Source organism: Paracoccus sp. SY, from assembly GCF_002901215.1.
Taxonomy (GTDB): Bacteria; Pseudomonadota; Alphaproteobacteria; order Rhodobacterales; family Rhodobacteraceae; genus Paracoccus; species Paracoccus acridae.
Map to the genome: position 1 here is coordinate 1 of NZ_NWMQ01000058.1, position 15,274 is coordinate 15,274.

General features: G+C 63.9%; 14 protein-coding genes and 1 pseudogene. 4 read left to right on the forward strand and 11 right to left on the reverse strand.

All coding sequences use genetic code 11. The features are described from left to right. The first annotated feature begins 312 nt into the window (after positions 1-312). Positions 313-492, forward strand: a complete 180-nt coding sequence (locus CK944_RS22995) for a hypothetical protein (RefSeq protein WP_146038724.1) — start codon at positions 313-315, stop codon at positions 490-492. A 471-nt stretch (positions 493-963) separates the two neighbouring features. Here the strand turns inward: CK944_RS22995 and CK944_RS19985 are convergent, their stop codons facing one another. Continuing rightward, complete coding sequence (locus CK944_RS19985) at positions 964-1,998, reverse strand: ScyD/ScyE family protein (RefSeq protein WP_158248087.1); 1,035 nt, start codon at positions 1,996-1,998, stop codon at positions 964-966. Between the two features lie 365 nt (positions 1,999-2,363). Then, positions 2,364-3,920, reverse strand: a complete 1,557-nt coding sequence (locus tag CK944_RS19990) for a winged helix-turn-helix domain-containing protein (RefSeq protein ID WP_103174825.1) — start codon at positions 3,918-3,920, stop codon at positions 2,364-2,366. Positions 3,921-4,070: 150 nt separating this feature from the next. Between CK944_RS19990 and CK944_RS19995 the strand changes: the two genes are divergently transcribed. Further along, positions 4,071-4,907 (forward strand): class I SAM-dependent methyltransferase, encoded by an 837-nt coding sequence (locus CK944_RS19995; protein ID WP_103174826.1) that lies wholly within the window; start codon positions 4,071-4,073, stop codon positions 4,905-4,907. 87 nt (positions 4,908-4,994) lie between these two features. Here CK944_RS19995 and CK944_RS20000 read toward each other — a convergent pair whose 3' ends face one another. From CK944_RS20000 to CK944_RS20035, 8 genes are all read right to left on the reverse strand, one after another. Next, positions 4,995-5,177, reverse strand: coding sequence for a hypothetical protein (locus CK944_RS20000; RefSeq protein ID WP_103174827.1), 183 nt, complete (start codon positions 5,175-5,177; stop codon positions 4,995-4,997). A gap of 181 nt (positions 5,178-5,358) precedes the next feature. Beyond that, positions 5,359-7,581 carry an NADP-dependent isocitrate dehydrogenase gene (locus CK944_RS20005; protein ID WP_103174828.1) on the reverse strand — a complete coding sequence of 741 codons (2,223 nt, stop codon included), beginning with the start codon at positions 7,579-7,581 and terminating at the stop codon, positions 5,359-5,361. Between the two features lie 200 nt (positions 7,582-7,781). Further along, positions 7,782-8,606, reverse strand: coding sequence for a sulfite exporter TauE/SafE family protein (locus tag CK944_RS20010; RefSeq protein WP_103174829.1), 825 nt, complete (start codon positions 8,604-8,606; stop codon positions 7,782-7,784). Between the two features lie 51 nt (positions 8,607-8,657). Next, complete coding sequence (locus CK944_RS20015) at positions 8,658-9,347, reverse strand: fumarylacetoacetate hydrolase family protein (RefSeq protein WP_192877791.1); 690 nt, start codon at positions 9,345-9,347, stop codon at positions 8,658-8,660. 17 nt (positions 9,348-9,364) lie between these two features. After that, a complete protein-coding gene (locus CK944_RS20020; RefSeq protein ID WP_103174831.1) occupies positions 9,365-10,117 on the reverse strand; it encodes an ABC transporter permease in 753 nt (250 codons plus the stop codon). 6 nt (positions 10,118-10,123) lie between these two features. Beyond that, entirely contained in the window at positions 10,124-10,933 is an 810-nt protein-coding gene (locus tag CK944_RS20025; RefSeq protein WP_103174832.1) for an ABC transporter ATP-binding protein, read from the reverse strand. A 1-nt stretch (position 10,934) separates the two neighbouring features. Then, the gene (locus tag CK944_RS20030) at positions 10,935-11,759 is read right to left on the reverse strand and encodes an ABC transporter permease (protein ID WP_103174833.1); all 825 of its coding nucleotides are present in this window, start codon (positions 11,757-11,759) and stop codon (positions 10,935-10,937) included. Between the two features lies 1 nt (position 11,760). Continuing rightward, entirely contained in the window at positions 11,761-12,750 is a 990-nt protein-coding gene (locus tag CK944_RS20035; protein ID WP_103174834.1) for an ABC transporter substrate-binding protein, read from the reverse strand. 217 nt (positions 12,751-12,967) lie between these two features. On the opposite strand from CK944_RS20035, the gene CK944_RS20040 reads away from it, so the two are divergent. Further along, positions 12,968-13,645, forward strand: a complete 678-nt coding sequence (locus CK944_RS20040; RefSeq protein ID WP_103174835.1) for a FadR/GntR family transcriptional regulator — start codon at positions 12,968-12,970, stop codon at positions 13,643-13,645. A 549-nt stretch (positions 13,646-14,194) separates the two neighbouring features. On the opposite strand, the gene CK944_RS20045 is transcribed toward CK944_RS20040, so the two are convergent. Next, positions 14,195-14,905: an IclR family transcriptional regulator gene (locus CK944_RS20045; protein WP_158248088.1), complete on the reverse strand. Its 711-nt coding sequence runs from the start codon at positions 14,903-14,905 to the stop codon at positions 14,195-14,197. Between the two features lie 142 nt (positions 14,906-15,047). Here CK944_RS20045 and CK944_RS20050 point away from each other — a divergent pair. Continuing rightward, positions 15,048-15,274 (forward strand): annotated as a pseudogene (locus tag CK944_RS20050) (C4-dicarboxylate ABC transporter substrate-binding protein); the annotation flags it as partial.

A 15,274-nucleotide genomic window follows, 5' to 3' on the forward strand; every position in this document is an offset into this window, starting at 1 on the left:
GGGGAAAAAGGTTCGCGGGGAACGGTGGCGCCGCCTTGTTTTCCAAGCATCGCCGTGCAGCCACTTTGCCGGCCCAGGCTGGCGCGATATGGGGCGCACGCAGGATTAAGCTGCAAGGCGATCCAGGCAGCTTGAGAAACCAGGCTCCGAGAGGTTGCAGCATCCTTCGTCGGGAACCCGATTGTGCCTCGGGGGATGCTTGCTGCAGGCCTTTGTTCCCATAAGCCTTGCATTAGCTTATACAAAAAGACAGATGTTTGCAGGACAACCCTGAGGTAACACAACTATATTGTTAAAGTTGTAGGTATTACCATGTCCCAAGCCCAATGCTCGACTGCTTTTCGTCCTGCCGTGTCCGTGGATGACTGGAAGATCATCATGGAGGCAATCGAAGCCTACTCTCACAACGTCAAGTATCGCAACCTTCTGGAACGACTGGAGCGTCAGGCGGTTCTCAACGGCATCGCAGCCTCGAAGCGCCTTTCTTCCTGAGGGAGATACCAGACGGCCGCCATTTTCCGGGCGGCGATCTGGTAGCTGAAGCCCGCCACCTGCTTGCCGCAACGCTGATGCGCCGGTCCATGATCGCGGACACACCGAACAGGTCGAAAGCCAGGCGGGACCGGCACCCTGCCGGATGCCAGTCGCGCCGCCCCCGCGCCATGATCCATCCCTTGCCTGTCTGACCTGCGGCCGACTGGTTAGAGCCACCTGAACTGCCCCGTGTGTCCGGAGGGGCCAGATCGTCATGATGCCGACGCCCTTGATCTCTGAAGCGCAGGGACTCCCTCCGACATCCAGGGATCTGCGTCACAGGTCTTCAGGGATGGTGGTCTTGGTGGCGGTCGAAATCGCGCGGACGGATATCCCACGCGCATTGCGTGTCGCGGGAAAGCGCAGGAAGCCGGCCAGGGGCAGGAATTTGGTCGTGCCCGGCCGGCTTCCGCGACGTGACGTCCCGACTCAGTTACGCTTGCGGCCTCTCCATGACCCGATGGCTACGGCAAAGGCCATGCCTCCTGCCAGAAGCGGCAAGGATGCGGGAAGCGGCACCGGGGCAAGCTGGATCACCCGCCCATCCGTCGGCGAAACGCCACTTTCGGCAACGAAGATGTTCCCGTCGGCGCCAATCGCCAGGCCGGTCGGACTGTTGAGTCCGCCGAAAACAAGACGCTTGAGGCCGTCCTCGCCGATCTCGAACAGCGACCCGGTGGTGTTTGGACCAAGCAGGCTGTCGCTGTCGAACTCGAGCGCATAAAGCTTGCCGTTGCCATATGCGACGTCGATGAGGTTCGTGAAGCCGGTCGCGAAGACGTCGATCATCCCCGCCCCGTCAACAGCAAAGACGTTCGCCCCGCCGAGGGGGAAGGGAAATCCTGTCAACTGGCCGACAAGGATGTCCCCGTTCGGTCCCACAGTGGCGCCTGTTGGAACCGGCTGAAAGGAGCCTTGCGGCAGCACCGCCTTTATGGCGATGGCACCATCCTGGCCGACCGTCAGAAGGTCGTTTCCTCCGGCGTCCGAGACCACAAGGCGATCAGCCAGGGCCACCAGGCTGAACGGATTGCTGTTCGGCTCGCCGTCGGGATCGTTCGCCAGTTCAAAGGCGGCAAGATCGGCAACTGCCGAAACGGTGCTGCCCGAGACCGAGACGACCCGACCCAGCAGTTCAGAGCCGGGGACGCTTGCAAGGTTTGCGCGAAGGGCAGGATTCGCGCCAAAGCCCAGGACGACATGAAGAACGCCGTCCAAGAAGGCAAGGTCATGCGCACCCGTGGCACCGAACCCGCCGGCGGGGGCAAGCGAGGGCAGACCATCAATGACGGCCTCCTGCACCCCGGACCGATACCGGGTTACCTTTCCCGAGAGACCAAAGGAAACGGTCTGGCCGTCGCCAGAGACGATCGAGGGACCATCTCCGCCGGTGCCGGCTTCTGCGGCGTAAAGCCAGCCATCGGGACCGAAGGAAAGGCCACGCGGGTTTGCCAGGCCTTCCATGACGACCTTCTCAAGGCGAAGCGTTGCAGCTTCCCCTGGGGGTGCCGAGGCAAGAAGGCCCGCGAATACAAGAGAAGACGCAAGGAGAATGCGACGGGGCATGAAGACGTGCCCCCTTATCAGAGCCGAACTCATGAAGCACCTCACATAAACGACGTCCAGAGCGGAACGCCTGGTCCAGAAGCTTCCGCCCGAGGAGAGAAGCTGTCAACAAAAGCCGTGCCTGACAGAAACGCCCAAAACGGACAGCCGGGCCATGCCAGGCGCCGCGGGGCAGCTTTCCAAAGCGGGCGATGGTGGTGCTTGGCGCAGCAGCGGCGTGGAGGCTGCGGCAGCAAAGCCGCCGTTTCAGGCCCGGCTCGGCCTTATCCTGGTATGCCTGCCTCTTGCAAACCGCGCCCCAGCAGGGATCTCAGCGCTGCATCCGTAAATGGCAGCACCGTAAAGAACCGTCGCAGGCTCGCGTCGGGATAGCGGCTGCGCAAGACCGCCTTCCAGGTTCGTGCGCCGGCGTGGTCCCCTGCAAGCTGGCAAACCGCCACGGCCGTCATCAGCATGGCGATATGCGCATGGGGCGCCCGCGCGCCTTTGTTCGCCCAGATGACGGCTTCGTCAGGCCGGCCTGCCACATGCAAGGCGATTGCCTTGCACGTCTGCATCGCACACAGCATCGGGTCGAGCGGGCTCAGCGCCATCGCGCGCTCCATGTCGGCCAGGCAATCGCCGACCCGCCCGGCCAGCATGGCTGCAAATCCGCGCGAGTAATAGCCCTTGGCATAGCTCGGGCTCAGCTGCACCGACCGGTCAAGCCAGAGCTGCCCATCCTCGGGGCGGTTCAGAAGAAGGAACAGCCGCCCTTCGACAAGATTGGCGAAAGGGTCCAGCGGATCAAGCTCGAGGCTGCGTTCGGCATAGGCCTGGGTCTGCCTGATCGCCTGGTTCCGGTCGGGCGTCCACTGCATCGCCGCCATCTGATAGCTGGTAAACGACAGTGCCGCGAAGGCGCTTGCGAAATGCTGATCAAGCCGCGTCGCGCGTTCAAGATAGCCCGTGGCGATGGCATTGTCGGCTTCCGTGAAGCGGAAGATGTGCTGCAGCCCCAGATGGTAAGCGCCCCATGCGTCCAGTTGCTCGGTCGGGCAGGTTCGGGCGCGCAAAGCCTCGTTCAGGGGGATCTGGATCTCGAGGGCGGCCAGCACGGCCGCCGATATGGCCGCACGCGTCTGGTGGAGGTCGTCCAGGCGCCCCTCGAGCTGCTCGGCCCAGACCACCGCGCCCGTTCGCAGGTCCGAAAGCTCGATCGACGTCAAGGTTCCGCCCCCCACGACCTCAACGGTTCCGCAAAGGGCATAGGTCGCCCCCAGCCGTGCCGCGGCCGAATGCGGAAGATGATCGGTATCCCTGAGGCGAAAGGTCGTTTCCTGCGCCAGCACGCGAAGCCAGCGCAGCCGGGAAATCCCGCTGATCAGGTCGGCCGGAAGCCCGTCGGCGACCATCTCGAGGATGTCCGAGGCGCCAATGCGCCGGAATGGCAGGATCGCCAGACTGGGCCGGGACGCCCATGGGACCGGCTCGCGGTCGGGAACGGCGCTGTTCTCCTCTGGCAGGTGCGGACGGGCGGGCGGCTCGGCCACCAGTCGAAAGCCCCGGCCATGGATCGTGCGGATGACGCGCTGCGTCTTGCCGTCATCGTCCAAGGCCTTGCGCAGCATCTTGAGAACCGTCGAGATCGCCGCGTCCGAGATGAACCGGCCGCCCCACACCGCCGCGATCGCCTCCTCCCTGGTAACCAGGCGGCCCTGTCGTTCCACGAGAAGCCGAAGAAGATCATAGGCCTTCGGTTCAAGGCCGACCGGCCCGCGCGGGCCGGACAGTTCCGCGCGATCCGTGTCGAGGCTGAACCTGCCCAGGCGGTAGATCATCGCCTGCTCCCCCGGAAGCCCCAGGATCTTACCACAAGATCCCCACGCCGTCCTCAAGCATGGTGATGACCGAACGATTAGCCTTGTCGTCGTTCCGGGCCCCCTGGGCCAGCAGTTCTTCGGACGATGTTTTTTGTGAAAGGAACCGACATGACGACGACCTTGAAGACGCCCGATCTGCCCCTTCCTGATTTCGCCGCCATCAAGAACCGCCAGCAGGCGGCCTGGGCCTCGGGCGATTACGCCCGGATCGGCGTCACGCTCCAGATCGTGGGCGAGGCCCTGGCCGAGGCGATGGACCTGCCCGCCGGTGCAAGTGCGCTCGACGTTGCTGCCGGGAACGGCAATGTGTCATTGGCCCTTGCACGTCGGGGCGCGGCGGTGGTGTCCACCGACTATGTGCCCGCCCTTCTTGAACGCGGGCAGCGGCGCGCCGAGGCAGAGGGCCTGCCGCTTGCCTTTCAGGTGGCGGATGCCGAGGCGCTGCCCTTTGCGGATGGCAGCTTCGATGCGGTCGCCTCGACCTTCGGGGTGATGTTCGCCCCCGACCAGGACCGCGCCGCGGCCGAGATGCTGCGCGTCTGTCGCCCCGGCGGCAGGCTCGGGCTGGCCAACTGGACCCCCGACAGCTTCATCGGCGAGGTGTTCCGAACGCTGGGGCGCCATCTCCCTCCGCCTGCCGGGCTGAAGCCGCCGTCCCGCTGGGGGGACCGCGCCTGGATCGAGGAGACGTTCGGCCCCGCAGCCACCTCCATTGCCTTCACGCTGAAGTTTTTCGTTTTCCGCTATGCTTCCCCGCAGGACTTCCTGGATGAGTTCCGCCGCTTCTATGGCCCCATCCACAAGGCTTTCCTGGCGCTTGACGCGCAAGGGCAGCAGGCCTTCGAGCATGATCTGCTTTCCCTCCTGGCCCGCTTCAACGATGCCAGGGACGGCACTCTCCGCCTGCCGTCCGAATATGCAGAGATCGTGATCACCAAGGCCTGAACGGTCATCGCGGGCCTGGCCCCCAGCGTCGCAGGGCCGCCGCATTCCCCACTGCCCGGCGCGCCGGGACACTGGTGGCTGCGGCGGTCAGGGACGCGCTTCGAGGATCAGGTTGAAGGGCGTCAGCGCGGCCTTGCGGACACGGGAAAGGCCCGCATCGCGGCAAACCCGTGCCAGCCGCGCCCCGCCCGCCTGTGCGCCCAGGACATGCGTTCCCTTTTCCCAGAGGTTCTCCTCGACCCGGTCCGATGCCGCAGGCTCGACCAGCATCAGGGGGTCGTCCGGGGCCAGTGCTTCCCGCGCGCGGCGGGCAGCTTGGACCCGCCCTTGAACCTCGGCGTTGGGATGTGTGATTGGCCGCTCGTGCCTTCGCTTCCATCGCCCGCTTCAAGCGGACGATGGCTTTTCTTCATGTCGCATCGACCTGCGCACCTGCGGGTTGCGTCCCGCTTCAGCCGATGATCCGGTTGAAGGTGGCCGAGGGGCGCATCACCGCCTCAACCTTGGCGGGGTCGGTGTGGTAATAGCCGCCCAGGTCGGCCGGCTTGCCCTGCCCTTCCGCCAGTTCGGCCACGATCGTGGACTCGTTTTCGGCCAGGGCCTTCGCGATCGGGGCGAAGTGACGGGCCAGTTCGGCATCGCCCTTCTGCTCGGCCAGGGCCTGCGCCCAGTAGAGCGCGAAATAGAAGTGGCTGTCGCGGTTGTCGGTCTGGCCGACCTTGGGCAAGGGCGAACGGTTGTTGTCAAGCACCCCCTGGGTCGCCACGTCCACCGCCTCGCCCAGGACGCGGGCCTTCGCATTGCCTTTGGCCTCGGCCAGGAACTTCAGGCTTTCCCCCAGGGCGCAGAACTCGCCCAGCGAATCCCAGCGAAGGTGGTTTTCCTCCATGATCTGCTGGACGTGCTTGGGCGCCGATCCCCCTGCCCCCGTCTCGAACAGGCCGCCGCCGTTCATCAGCTTTACGATGGACAGCATCTTGGCGCTGGTTCCCAATTCCAGGATCGGGAAAAGGTCGGTCAGATAGTCGCGCAGCACGTTGCCGGTGATGGCGATGGAGTTCTCGCCCTTGCGGATGGTTTCCAGCGTCAGGCGCGTCGCCTCGCGCGGGGCAAGGATCCGGAACCTGTCCGACACGCCCTCGGCCTCCAGGATCGGCTTGACGTATCTGATCAGCTCTGCGTCATGGGCGCGGGTCTCGTCCAGCCAGAAGATCGCCTGGCAGCCCTCGGCCTTCTGGCGCGAGATCGCCAGTTTCACCCAGTCCTCGATGGGTGCCTGCCGGGTCGAGGCCGCGCGCCAGATGTCGCCCGCCTCGACCTTGTGCTGGTGCAGCACGTCGCCATTGGCCAGCACGATCCGCACCGTCCCGTCATGCGGGATCTCGAAGGTGGTCGGGTGCGAGCCGTATTCCTCGGCCTTCTGCGCCATCAGGCCGACGTTCTGCACCGTGCCTGCCGTGGAGGGATCCAGCGCGCCGGTTTCCTTGAAATAACGAACCGACTCCTCGTACACCGCCGCATAGGAGCTGTCGGGGATCACGCAGTTGGTGTCCGCGGCCTTCCCGTCCGGGCCCCAGCCCTTGCCGCCTGCGCGCAGCAGCGCCGGGATCGAGGCGTCGATGATGACGTCCGAGGGGACATGCAGGTTGCTGATGCCCTTGTCCGAGTTCACCATGTACATCGGCGGGCGATCGGCCATGACGGCGTCGATGTCGGCCAGGATGTCCTTGCCCTCGGGCATGGCGGCCACCCGTTCCAGCAGGGTGCCGAGGCCCGAGTTCGGGTCCACGCCCGCCGCCTCCAGCGCCGCGCCATGCTTGTCGAACACCGGCTTCAGGAACTGCTTCACCGCATGGCCGAAGATGATCGGGTCCGAGACCTTCATCATCGTGGCCTTCAGGTGGATCGAGAACAGGACGCCATCGCGCTTCGAGGCCTCGATCTGTTCGGCGAGGAACGCATCCAGCGCCTTGGCGGACATGAAGGTGGCATCCACCACGCTGCCCGCCGGATAGGTCACGCCGTCCTTCAGAACGGTGACCGAACCGTCACCCGCCACCAGTTCGATGCGCGCCTTTCCGGCCTGTTCGCCGGACAAGGTGGCCGAAATCTCGTTCGAGCGGAAATCGTTGCCGGCCATGGTGGACACGCAGGTCTTGCTGTCCGCGGACCATTTCCCCATCGAATGCGGGTTGGCCTTAGCATAGTTCTTGACCGCCACGGCGGCACGCCGGTCCGAGTTTCCTTCGCGCAGCACCGGGTTCACGGCCGATCCCTTGATGGCGTCGAAACGGGCACGGATCGCCTTTTCCTCGTCCGTCGCCGGCTCCTCGGGATAGTCGGGAATGTCATGGCCCTGCGACTGCAGTTCCTTCACCGCCGCCACAAGCTGCGGGACCGAGGCGCTGATGTTGGGCAGCTTGATCACATTGGCCTCGGGCGTCTTCACGAGTTCGCCCAGTTCGGCCAGGTCGTCGGACTGGCGCTGTTCGGCGGTCAGTCGTTCGGGAAAGGCAGCTTTGATCCGCCCGGCCAGCGAGATGTCGCGGGTTCCCACCGTCACTCCGGCAGCCGAGGCGAAGGCGCGGATGATCGGCAGAAGCGAGGCCGAGGCAATCTGCGGGGCTTCGTCGACCTTGGTGTAGATGATGTCGGGGTTGGGCAGATCAGCCATGTCTTGAACCTGTCTTGCTTACGTTGATACCAGCGTGTCCCGGCCTTAGCAGAGGATAAGGGCGGCGTCAGTTCCTGAGTGTCGTCGCATGGAAGTTATGAGCGAGCGTTGTCACCCGGACGCAGGACCGTGGATCGGCCCGCAGCGCGGGCCGTGTGGAAAAGAGGATGCCGAGGGATGCCATGCTGACGTCCCGGACCTTACGGCAGCACGTCTGCAAGCATCTTGATGGATGTGATCGCCAGAAAGATCCCGAACGCCTTGCGCAGGTGCGTCGGCGCAATCGTATGAGCCGCACGGGCACCCATGGGCGCGAACCACATGCTGGTCACGACGATCGCCAACAAAGCCGCGAGGTTCACATAACCCAGCGACAGCGGCGGCAGTCCTTCGCGACCGAAGCCGTTGAAGATGTAGCCCAGCGTTCCCGGCAGCGCGATGATCAGCCCCACGACCGAGGCAGTCCCCACGGCACGGCGCACGGGATAGCTGAAGACGCTGAGGACCGGGACGGTCAGCGTGCCACCTCCGATGCCCATCAGCGTCGACAGGGTGCCGATCCCGCCAGCCATACCGGCCTGCGCCGGCTTGGCCGGCAGGGCTGCGAAGGGATGCCAGCCTTCGCGCGTGAACAGCATGTAGGCGGCGACGATTGCGGCAACCATGCCGAAGACGGCGGTCAGCAAGGTGCCAGGCGCGAAGCGCGCGATCAGGACTCCGACAAGAACGCCTAGACCCACGAAAGGAGCCCAGAAGCGCAGCAACGTTGCATCCACGGCGCCCTTGGCGCGATGCGTGCGGATCGACTGGAGAGAGGTCGGGATGATCGTCGCCAGCGAAGTGCCGACAGCGATATGCGCGCGCAACGCCATGTCCACATCAAAGGCCGCAAGCACATGATAGAGCACCGGCACGATGATGATGCCGCCCCCGACGCCGAGAAGCCCGGCAAGGAAGCCAGAGATGCAGCCGCTGACGGCAAGCACGAAGGTGAAGGTGGTCACGAGGGTCAAGGACAGGGGCATTGCGCTCTCCGGCGGGAGGAAGCGGCCCCCGCAGGGGCCGCGACGGGGATCTCAGACCACCTTGACGGTGATGCTGTCCACGCCCTCGACATGGCCGGTCATCACGTCGCCCCGGACCACGGCGCCCACGCCCGCCGGGGTGCCTGCGAAGATCACGTCGCCGGGGCGCAGTTCGAACAGGCGCGACAGGTAGGAGATCATTTCCGGCACCTTCCAGATCATCTGGTTCAGGTCGCCTTCCTGGCGCGGCTCTCCATTGACCTCGACCCGGATCGCGCCCTGCGTGGGATGGCCGACCTCGGACACGGGATGGATGGCCGAGCAGGGCGCCGAGGCCTCGAAGGACTTGCCGGTCTCCCAGGGGCGGCCCATCTTCTTGGCCTGTCCCTGCAGGTCGCGCCGGGTCATATCCAGGCCCACGCCATAGCCGAAGACGCAGTCCAGGGCCTTGTCCAGCGGGATGTCCGTGCCACCGGACTTGAGTGCCACGACCAGTTCGATCTCGTGATGCACGTCGCTGGTCTCGGTCGGATAAGGAAAGTCCTTGCCGGGCGGGACGATCGAGTCGGGGTTCTTCTGGAAGAAGAAGGGCGGCTCCTTATCCGGGTCGTGGCCCATCTCGATGGCATGGTCGGCGAAGTTCCGGCCCACGCAATAGATGCGGCGCACGGGGAACAGCTTGTCGCTGCCGGCCACCGGGATCGTGGGGATGGGCTCGGGCACGAAGACATAGTCCGCCATCTTGGTCATCTCGTTCATCATCTTGCTCCTGCGTAGTATTCGATGCGTTTTTCTGCGTTTTCCACGATCGCCGACAGCACCATTGCCGCGGCGAAGAGAACCATCGTAAGGGCCCAGAACCGTTCCATGTCGAAGCTGCGGGAATACAGTTCGAACAGTTCCCCGTATCCGATCACGGCGACAAGGATCTGGCCGATGACGACCCCCTTGACCCCCCGGATCACCCCGATGCGGATCCCGGCAAGGATCTCGGGCAGCGCCGAGACCAGGATGATCTTGCGCATGATCGTGGCCTGCGACGCGCCATAGGATCGCGCCATGTCCACCAGCGATGCCGGCACCTGCATGACGCCCGCGCGGGCATCCAGGACGATGATCCAGACGGCGAACAGGAAGACCGTGACCACGATCGTCGCCTCGCCCATCCCGAACAGGATCATCAGCACCGGCACCAGAGCCGACAGCGGCGCGCTGACGAAGATGTTCACCCACAGGCCGAAGATGTTGTCGATGATCTTCACCCGGCCCATCATCACGCCCAGCGGCACGCCGATGCCGATCGCCAGGGCCATGCCGATCACGAAGGACCGGATCGTGACAAGCGTGGCGTTCTGCCAGGAATTGGTCTGCACCAGGTCGAAGCCTGCGGCGATGATCGCGCTCATCGGCGGGATCAGGAAGATCACGTCAAGCTGGCCGACGATTTCCCAGATCAGGGCCCAGACGATCAGCGAGGCCATCATGGGAATGCGGTAACCGAACAGGGTCATGGCCGGTCACTCCGCATAATGGCGCAGGCCCTGCCAGATCTCCTCGACCACGTCGAGATAGCCTGGGTCGCGCCGGATGTCGTCAGGATTGGCGGTGCGGTCGATCCTGGGGTCGATGATGTTCGACACCCGGCCCGGCCGCGGGGACAGCAGCACGATCCGGTCCGAGACATAGACCGCTTCCTCGATCGAGTGGGTGACGAAGATGAAGGTCTTGCGCTCCATCTCGACCAGGCGCAGCAGATCCTCCTGGAACTTGCGGCGGTTCTGCTCGTCCACGGCCGAGAAGGGCTCGTCCAGCAGCAGCACGTCGGCGTTCACCGCAAAGGCGCGGGCGATGCCGACCCGCTGGCGCATGCCCCCCGACAGCTCGTGGGGATACTTGTCCTCGAAGCCCTGAAGCCCGACCTCCTCGATATAGCGCCGGGCGATGCGGTTGCGCTCGGCCGCGGCCATGCCTTTCAGTTCCAGCCCGAAGCCCACGTTGCGCAGGACCGTGGCCCAGGGCATCAGCGCGAAGTCCTGGAAGACGAAGGCGCGTTCCGGCCCCGGCCCGGTGACCGCGCGGCCGTTCACGACGATCTGCCCCGAGGTCGCCGGCACCAGGCCCGCGATGATCTTCAGAAGCGTGGTCTTGCCGCAGCCCGAGGGGCCCAGCAGCGTCGTCAGCTTGCCCCGTTCGAATTGCAGGTCGATGCTGCGCAACGCCTCCACGCTGCCATAGTGCTTGGAGATCGCCTCGACCCGGACGACGGGATCGTGGGTGACGACGCTGGCGGGATCGAAATCTTCCTTCGCAAGTGCGTTGACGGTCATTTCAGCTCCTCCTCTTTTCGGGGCGCATGACATTGGTCTCGAACCACTGCAGCAGGGCCAGCGTCACGGTGGACGCCGCGATGATGGCGGCGACGGCCGCATACATATGCGCATAGTTCGCGACGGAACGGTGGTATGTGATCAGGTCGCCGATCCCCGTGGGGGTGATCAGCAGTTCAGCCAGCATGACGCCGATGAAGCCCGCAGCCACGCCCAGGCGCAGGCCCGCGAAAAGAACAGGCGACGCGTCGGGAATGATGATCTTGAAGATCTGCTGGCGCCGCGTGCCCTGGAACGACCGGCACATGTCCACCAGCGAGGGGTTCACATGCCGCACCGCCTTGTAGGAGTTCAGAACGATCACGGGCAGCGCCAGCATGATGACGGCCAGTGTCTTGGCCACAAGACCGATGCCATAGACAAAGGTCACCAGCGGCACCAACGCGGCCATGGGCGCGGCCTGCAAGACGATGAAGACAGGGGCAAGCAGCCATTCCACCCTGTCCGACAGGCCCATGACGATGCCCAGCGTGATCCCCAGCAGCGCCGAGACGGCAACACCCAGAACCAGCGGCTGCAGCGTCAGGAAGAACGCCCGGATCATCGTCCCGTCCCCGACCATCTCGAAGAACGCCGCAAGCGTGTCGAGGAAGGTGGGGAAGGCAAAGCTGATCGGGATGCGGCCGGCGATCTCCCATGTCGTGAAAAGGACCGCAAGCGACAGAACCACCCAGAAGGACCGGCGCCGTTCGGCGAACAGGCGCAGTGCCTCTCTTGTGGTGGCCGCCGGGGCCACCACCTTCACATCCTGTGACATGACGCTCATTTCACTGAGTTCCGATCTTGCCGAGCACGCCGTTCAGGGCGGTCAGATCCCAGAAGTCCTCGACCTTCAGGTCCTCGGGATTGCCTTCGAGCGCGCCCGACGCGGTATAGAAGGCAAAGTCGCTGCGCGCGGCCTCTTCTCCGCCGCCGTTCATGGGCAGGGCATCCTTCATGCCCGAATAGTAGGGTTCGATCTCGGCCAGCATCTCGGGCGTGGCGTCGGGCAACAGGTTGTACTGTTCGCGCAGCTTGGCCACGACCGTGGGATCGGCGGCGATCTCGCGCCAGGTCGTCACGACGGCCTCGACGAGTTTGGCGACGTCCTCGGGGTTTTCGGCAAGGTACTCCGTGTTGGCGAACATCGCCTCGTCGGTCGCCTCGACACCGTCCAGCGGCAGGAAGGCGAACTTGTCGGGCGCCTCGGCCTCGAGAACCCGCTTGCCCGAGGAGTCGACGATGGTGGCCTTGACGTTGCCTTGCAGCAGCGCGCCGGTCCGCACCTCGGCCCCCGGGACATAGGCGACGCTGGAATACTTGATGCCATGCTTGTCGGCCATCATCTGCATGATCGCCTCGGTTCCCGAGCCGCGCGAATGGACGGCGATCTCCTGCCCGTCCAGGTCGGCCCATTCATCATAGAACTCGGTATTGACCACCGGATACATCTGCAATTCGCTCAGTTGCAGGAAGATCCTGATCGGCGCCTTGACCTTCTGCAGCAGCGCGTAAGGCCCGCCGATGCCGATATCCGCCTGGCCGCTGACGACCGCCTGCGCGGCGATGTCCTCGCTTTTCAGAAAGGTCGTCTCGATCTCGACGCCCTGTTCCTTCGCGCGCTCCATCGCGATGAGCAGCCCAAGGGTTTCGACGGTGGCGATGTCGCCAAAGGCGACGCGCATCGGATCGGCGGACGCCGCTGCTGGAATGGCCAGGGCCAGGGCCAGAGCGGAAACAACGGCTCGCGACTGCGTGATGTCAGCAAGAATTCCCATCTTCTTTCCTCCCCAAGATCGGGCTCCTCCAAGCCCATTGCAAACCAATGCTGCATTGAGATGGATATTGGGTCAATAGTTTTCTGAGGTCGTTCCAGCGGCTTTGGGCATATTGGCCTGTAATCAGTATGTTAATCCATACACTCGGGGAAGCTGCGTGGGTTGACATCGCCAACGTCACGTTCGATTATGAACCAATATAAGGATTGGTTTGAACATGCAGCAGATCTCGGTCTCGCCTCTCGACAAACTGCGCGCTTATCTTGAAGCCGCCGACCTTGGCGACGACGGTCGCCTGCCCCCTGAACGGGAATTGGCGGAAACCCTGGACATGGGCCGCACGGTGCTGCGCAAGGCGCTTGCGACCCTGCAAGGGGAAGGGGTCGTGTGGCGCCATGTCGGCAAGGGCACGTTCATGGGCGAACGGCCAATCGACAGCGTAAGCGACATCAACGCACTTGTCTTGCGCACCAATCCGACCGAAGTCATGGCGGCACGCCTTGCCTTTGAACCGGAGATCGCGCGTCTCGCCGCCGTGAATGCCACCGGCGCGCAGATCAACGAACTGCGGGCCTGTGCCCAGAAATGCCGTCAGGCACCGACATGGCGTCAGTACGAGCATCATGACAACCGCCTCCACCGTGCCGTGGGCGAAGCGGCGCAGAATTCCCTGCTGCTCGGCTTGCTCGACACGATGACGACCGTGCGCCGCGCCGTGACCTGGGGCCGCCGCCGCGACAACCCGGGCAAGCCACCACGCGATCACCACAGCTTCGAGCAGCATGACCGCATCGTGGAAGCCATTGCAACGCGCGACGGTCAGGCAGCGGCAGATGCGATGAGAACGCATCTCCGGTCCGTGGAGCAGAACCTGCGGGACAGCCTCGGGTATTGAGTGATGCCCTGCCCCCAGGGACCCTGGCGCTTTGCAACTGGCGTTTTCGGCTGCCATTTCGGGCCTTCGTCCCGCGCGCCGCGCTTGTTGGCATCTGGACCGGCTAGGGGTGAACAATGACGCATGGCGGCGCCTTGGGATCGCCCGCCCCAAGATGCTGCATCCATCGTGACCGGCAGCGTCCAGAAAGGATGTGACCCGCCGAGCAACACTCGCCGCCGCATGTCATAATCCGGCCTGCAAGCCGGTTGCCAGGCGCCTCAAGGAAAAGGGCAAGCCGCACAAGTTGGTCATCATCGCTATCGCCTGACGGCTCATCATCATCGCGAACGCCGTCCTGAAAAGCGGCACAGCTTGGCAGCATCAGGCCCGCGCATAGACACAGTTGCTAGTCTAGAAGCTTTCGCCCGAGGAGAGAGGCTGTCAGCAAAGCCGTGCTTGACAGGAGCGGCCCTTAGCTGCCGGCCGCCTTGGCATTGTGCTGCGCTGAAGCTTTATCTAACCAGCCGTTCATGTTTGCTTTGAAACACAGGGCAGGGGAGTGCGATCTCAAATCCGGTTGGAAATGGCTCCGGTCAGGTCCATGAGAACTTTCAGCTGATGAGGCGTGGGTTCCGCAGTCAGATGCTGGATCGAGCCAATGAGGCCGATGCTTCCGACTATCGTCCCGTTCGCATTGAAGATCGGCGCGGCGAGTGCATTGATCCCTAGTAATGACTCTTCAGGTGCGACCGCATAGCCTGCCACTCGTATCTCCTCGATCTCTCGCCTGAGCGTTTCGACATCGGTTGTCGTCCTGGGTGTGACGGCCTCCAGCGGGATCTGCAACTGGTCCCACAGGTCGGCTGGGCCGAAGGCAAGAAACACCTTCCCCTGCGCCGACGAGTGCAGCTGCAACTCGCTGCCGGGGCGCACACCGATATCGATGGGCTGGTTACTGCGCAAAGTAGCCAGCACGAAAGCGGATTTGGGCGTCGGCACGCTGAGAACCACTGCAAGCCCCAGATCGTCTCGAGCCGCCTGCATCAGTGGCAAGGCAATTTCGGACAGCATCTGGCCATCGGGAGCCTTCTGGCCCATCAGCCAGATCTTTGGTCCCAGACGATACAGCGAAGTAATCGGATCCTGTACGATCATTCCATGATCGATGAGCGTGCGCAGGTGCTTGTGAACCGCACCCTTCGCAATCCCGACCTTGCCGGCAATCTGCGTCACGCCCTGGGGCCGCTCGGCGAAAGCGATCTGCTGAAGGATGCGCAAGCATGTGTCTGCTGCGCGCACGCTGGAAGTTAGTTCCACCTGAGACCGCTCCTGTTGACTGCAAACCTTCTTGACTCAGCGGCACTGATTCGTCAATTTTGAGAACACTGTTCTCGATGTGGGAACATCTGGGAGGGGAAATATGAATAAGTTTGCTGCCTGCGCCGCACTGGGCGTGTCGCTGTTTGCCACCACCGCCTTTTCTGATCCGGTGACGCTCCGCCTGGGGCACCCGGTGTTTGAGGCACACCCGATCCACGACACCGCCGTTCGCTTCAAAGAAGCAGTGGAGCGCATCTCGAATGGTGACGTGACAGTCGAGATCTATCCGGCCCGTCAGCTTGGAGATGTGAAGGAACTGGCCGAAGG

Excerpts from the sequence above, each read along its gene's own strand:
- CK944_RS22995 (WP_146038724.1), top strand. The coding sequence starts at position 313 with ATGTCCCAAGCCCAATGCTCGACTGCTTTTCGTCCTGCCGTGTCCGTG.
- CK944_RS19985 (WP_158248087.1), bottom strand. The coding sequence starts at position 1,998 with ATGGAAGGCCTGGCAAACCCGCGTGGCCTTTCCTTCGGTCCCGATGGC.
- CK944_RS19990 (WP_103174825.1), bottom strand. The coding sequence starts at position 3,920 with ATGATCTACCGCCTGGGCAGGTTCAGCCTCGACACGGATCGCGCGGAA.
- CK944_RS19995 (WP_103174826.1), top strand. The coding sequence starts at position 4,071 with ATGACGACGACCTTGAAGACGCCCGATCTGCCCCTTCCTGATTTCGCC.
- CK944_RS20000 (WP_103174827.1), bottom strand. The coding sequence starts at position 5,177 with ATGCTGGTCGAGCCTGCGGCATCGGACCGGGTCGAGGAGAACCTCTGG.
- CK944_RS20005 (WP_103174828.1), bottom strand. The coding sequence starts at position 7,581 with ATGGCTGATCTGCCCAACCCCGACATCATCTACACCAAGGTCGACGAA.
- CK944_RS20010 (WP_103174829.1), bottom strand. The coding sequence starts at position 8,606 with ATGCCCCTGTCCTTGACCCTCGTGACCACCTTCACCTTCGTGCTTGCC.
- CK944_RS20015 (WP_192877791.1), bottom strand. The coding sequence starts at position 9,347 with ATGGCGGACTATGTCTTCGTGCCCGAGCCCATCCCCACGATCCCGGTG.
- CK944_RS20020 (WP_103174831.1), bottom strand. The coding sequence starts at position 10,117 with ATGACCCTGTTCGGTTACCGCATTCCCATGATGGCCTCGCTGATCGTC.
- CK944_RS20025 (WP_103174832.1), bottom strand. The coding sequence starts at position 10,933 with ATGACCGTCAACGCACTTGCGAAGGAAGATTTCGATCCCGCCAGCGTC.
- CK944_RS20030 (WP_103174833.1), bottom strand. The coding sequence starts at position 11,759 with ATGAGCGTCATGTCACAGGATGTGAAGGTGGTGGCCCCGGCGGCCACC.
- CK944_RS20035 (WP_103174834.1), bottom strand. The coding sequence starts at position 12,750 with ATGGGAATTCTTGCTGACATCACGCAGTCGCGAGCCGTTGTTTCCGCT.
- CK944_RS20040 (WP_103174835.1), top strand. The coding sequence starts at position 12,968 with ATGCAGCAGATCTCGGTCTCGCCTCTCGACAAACTGCGCGCTTATCTT.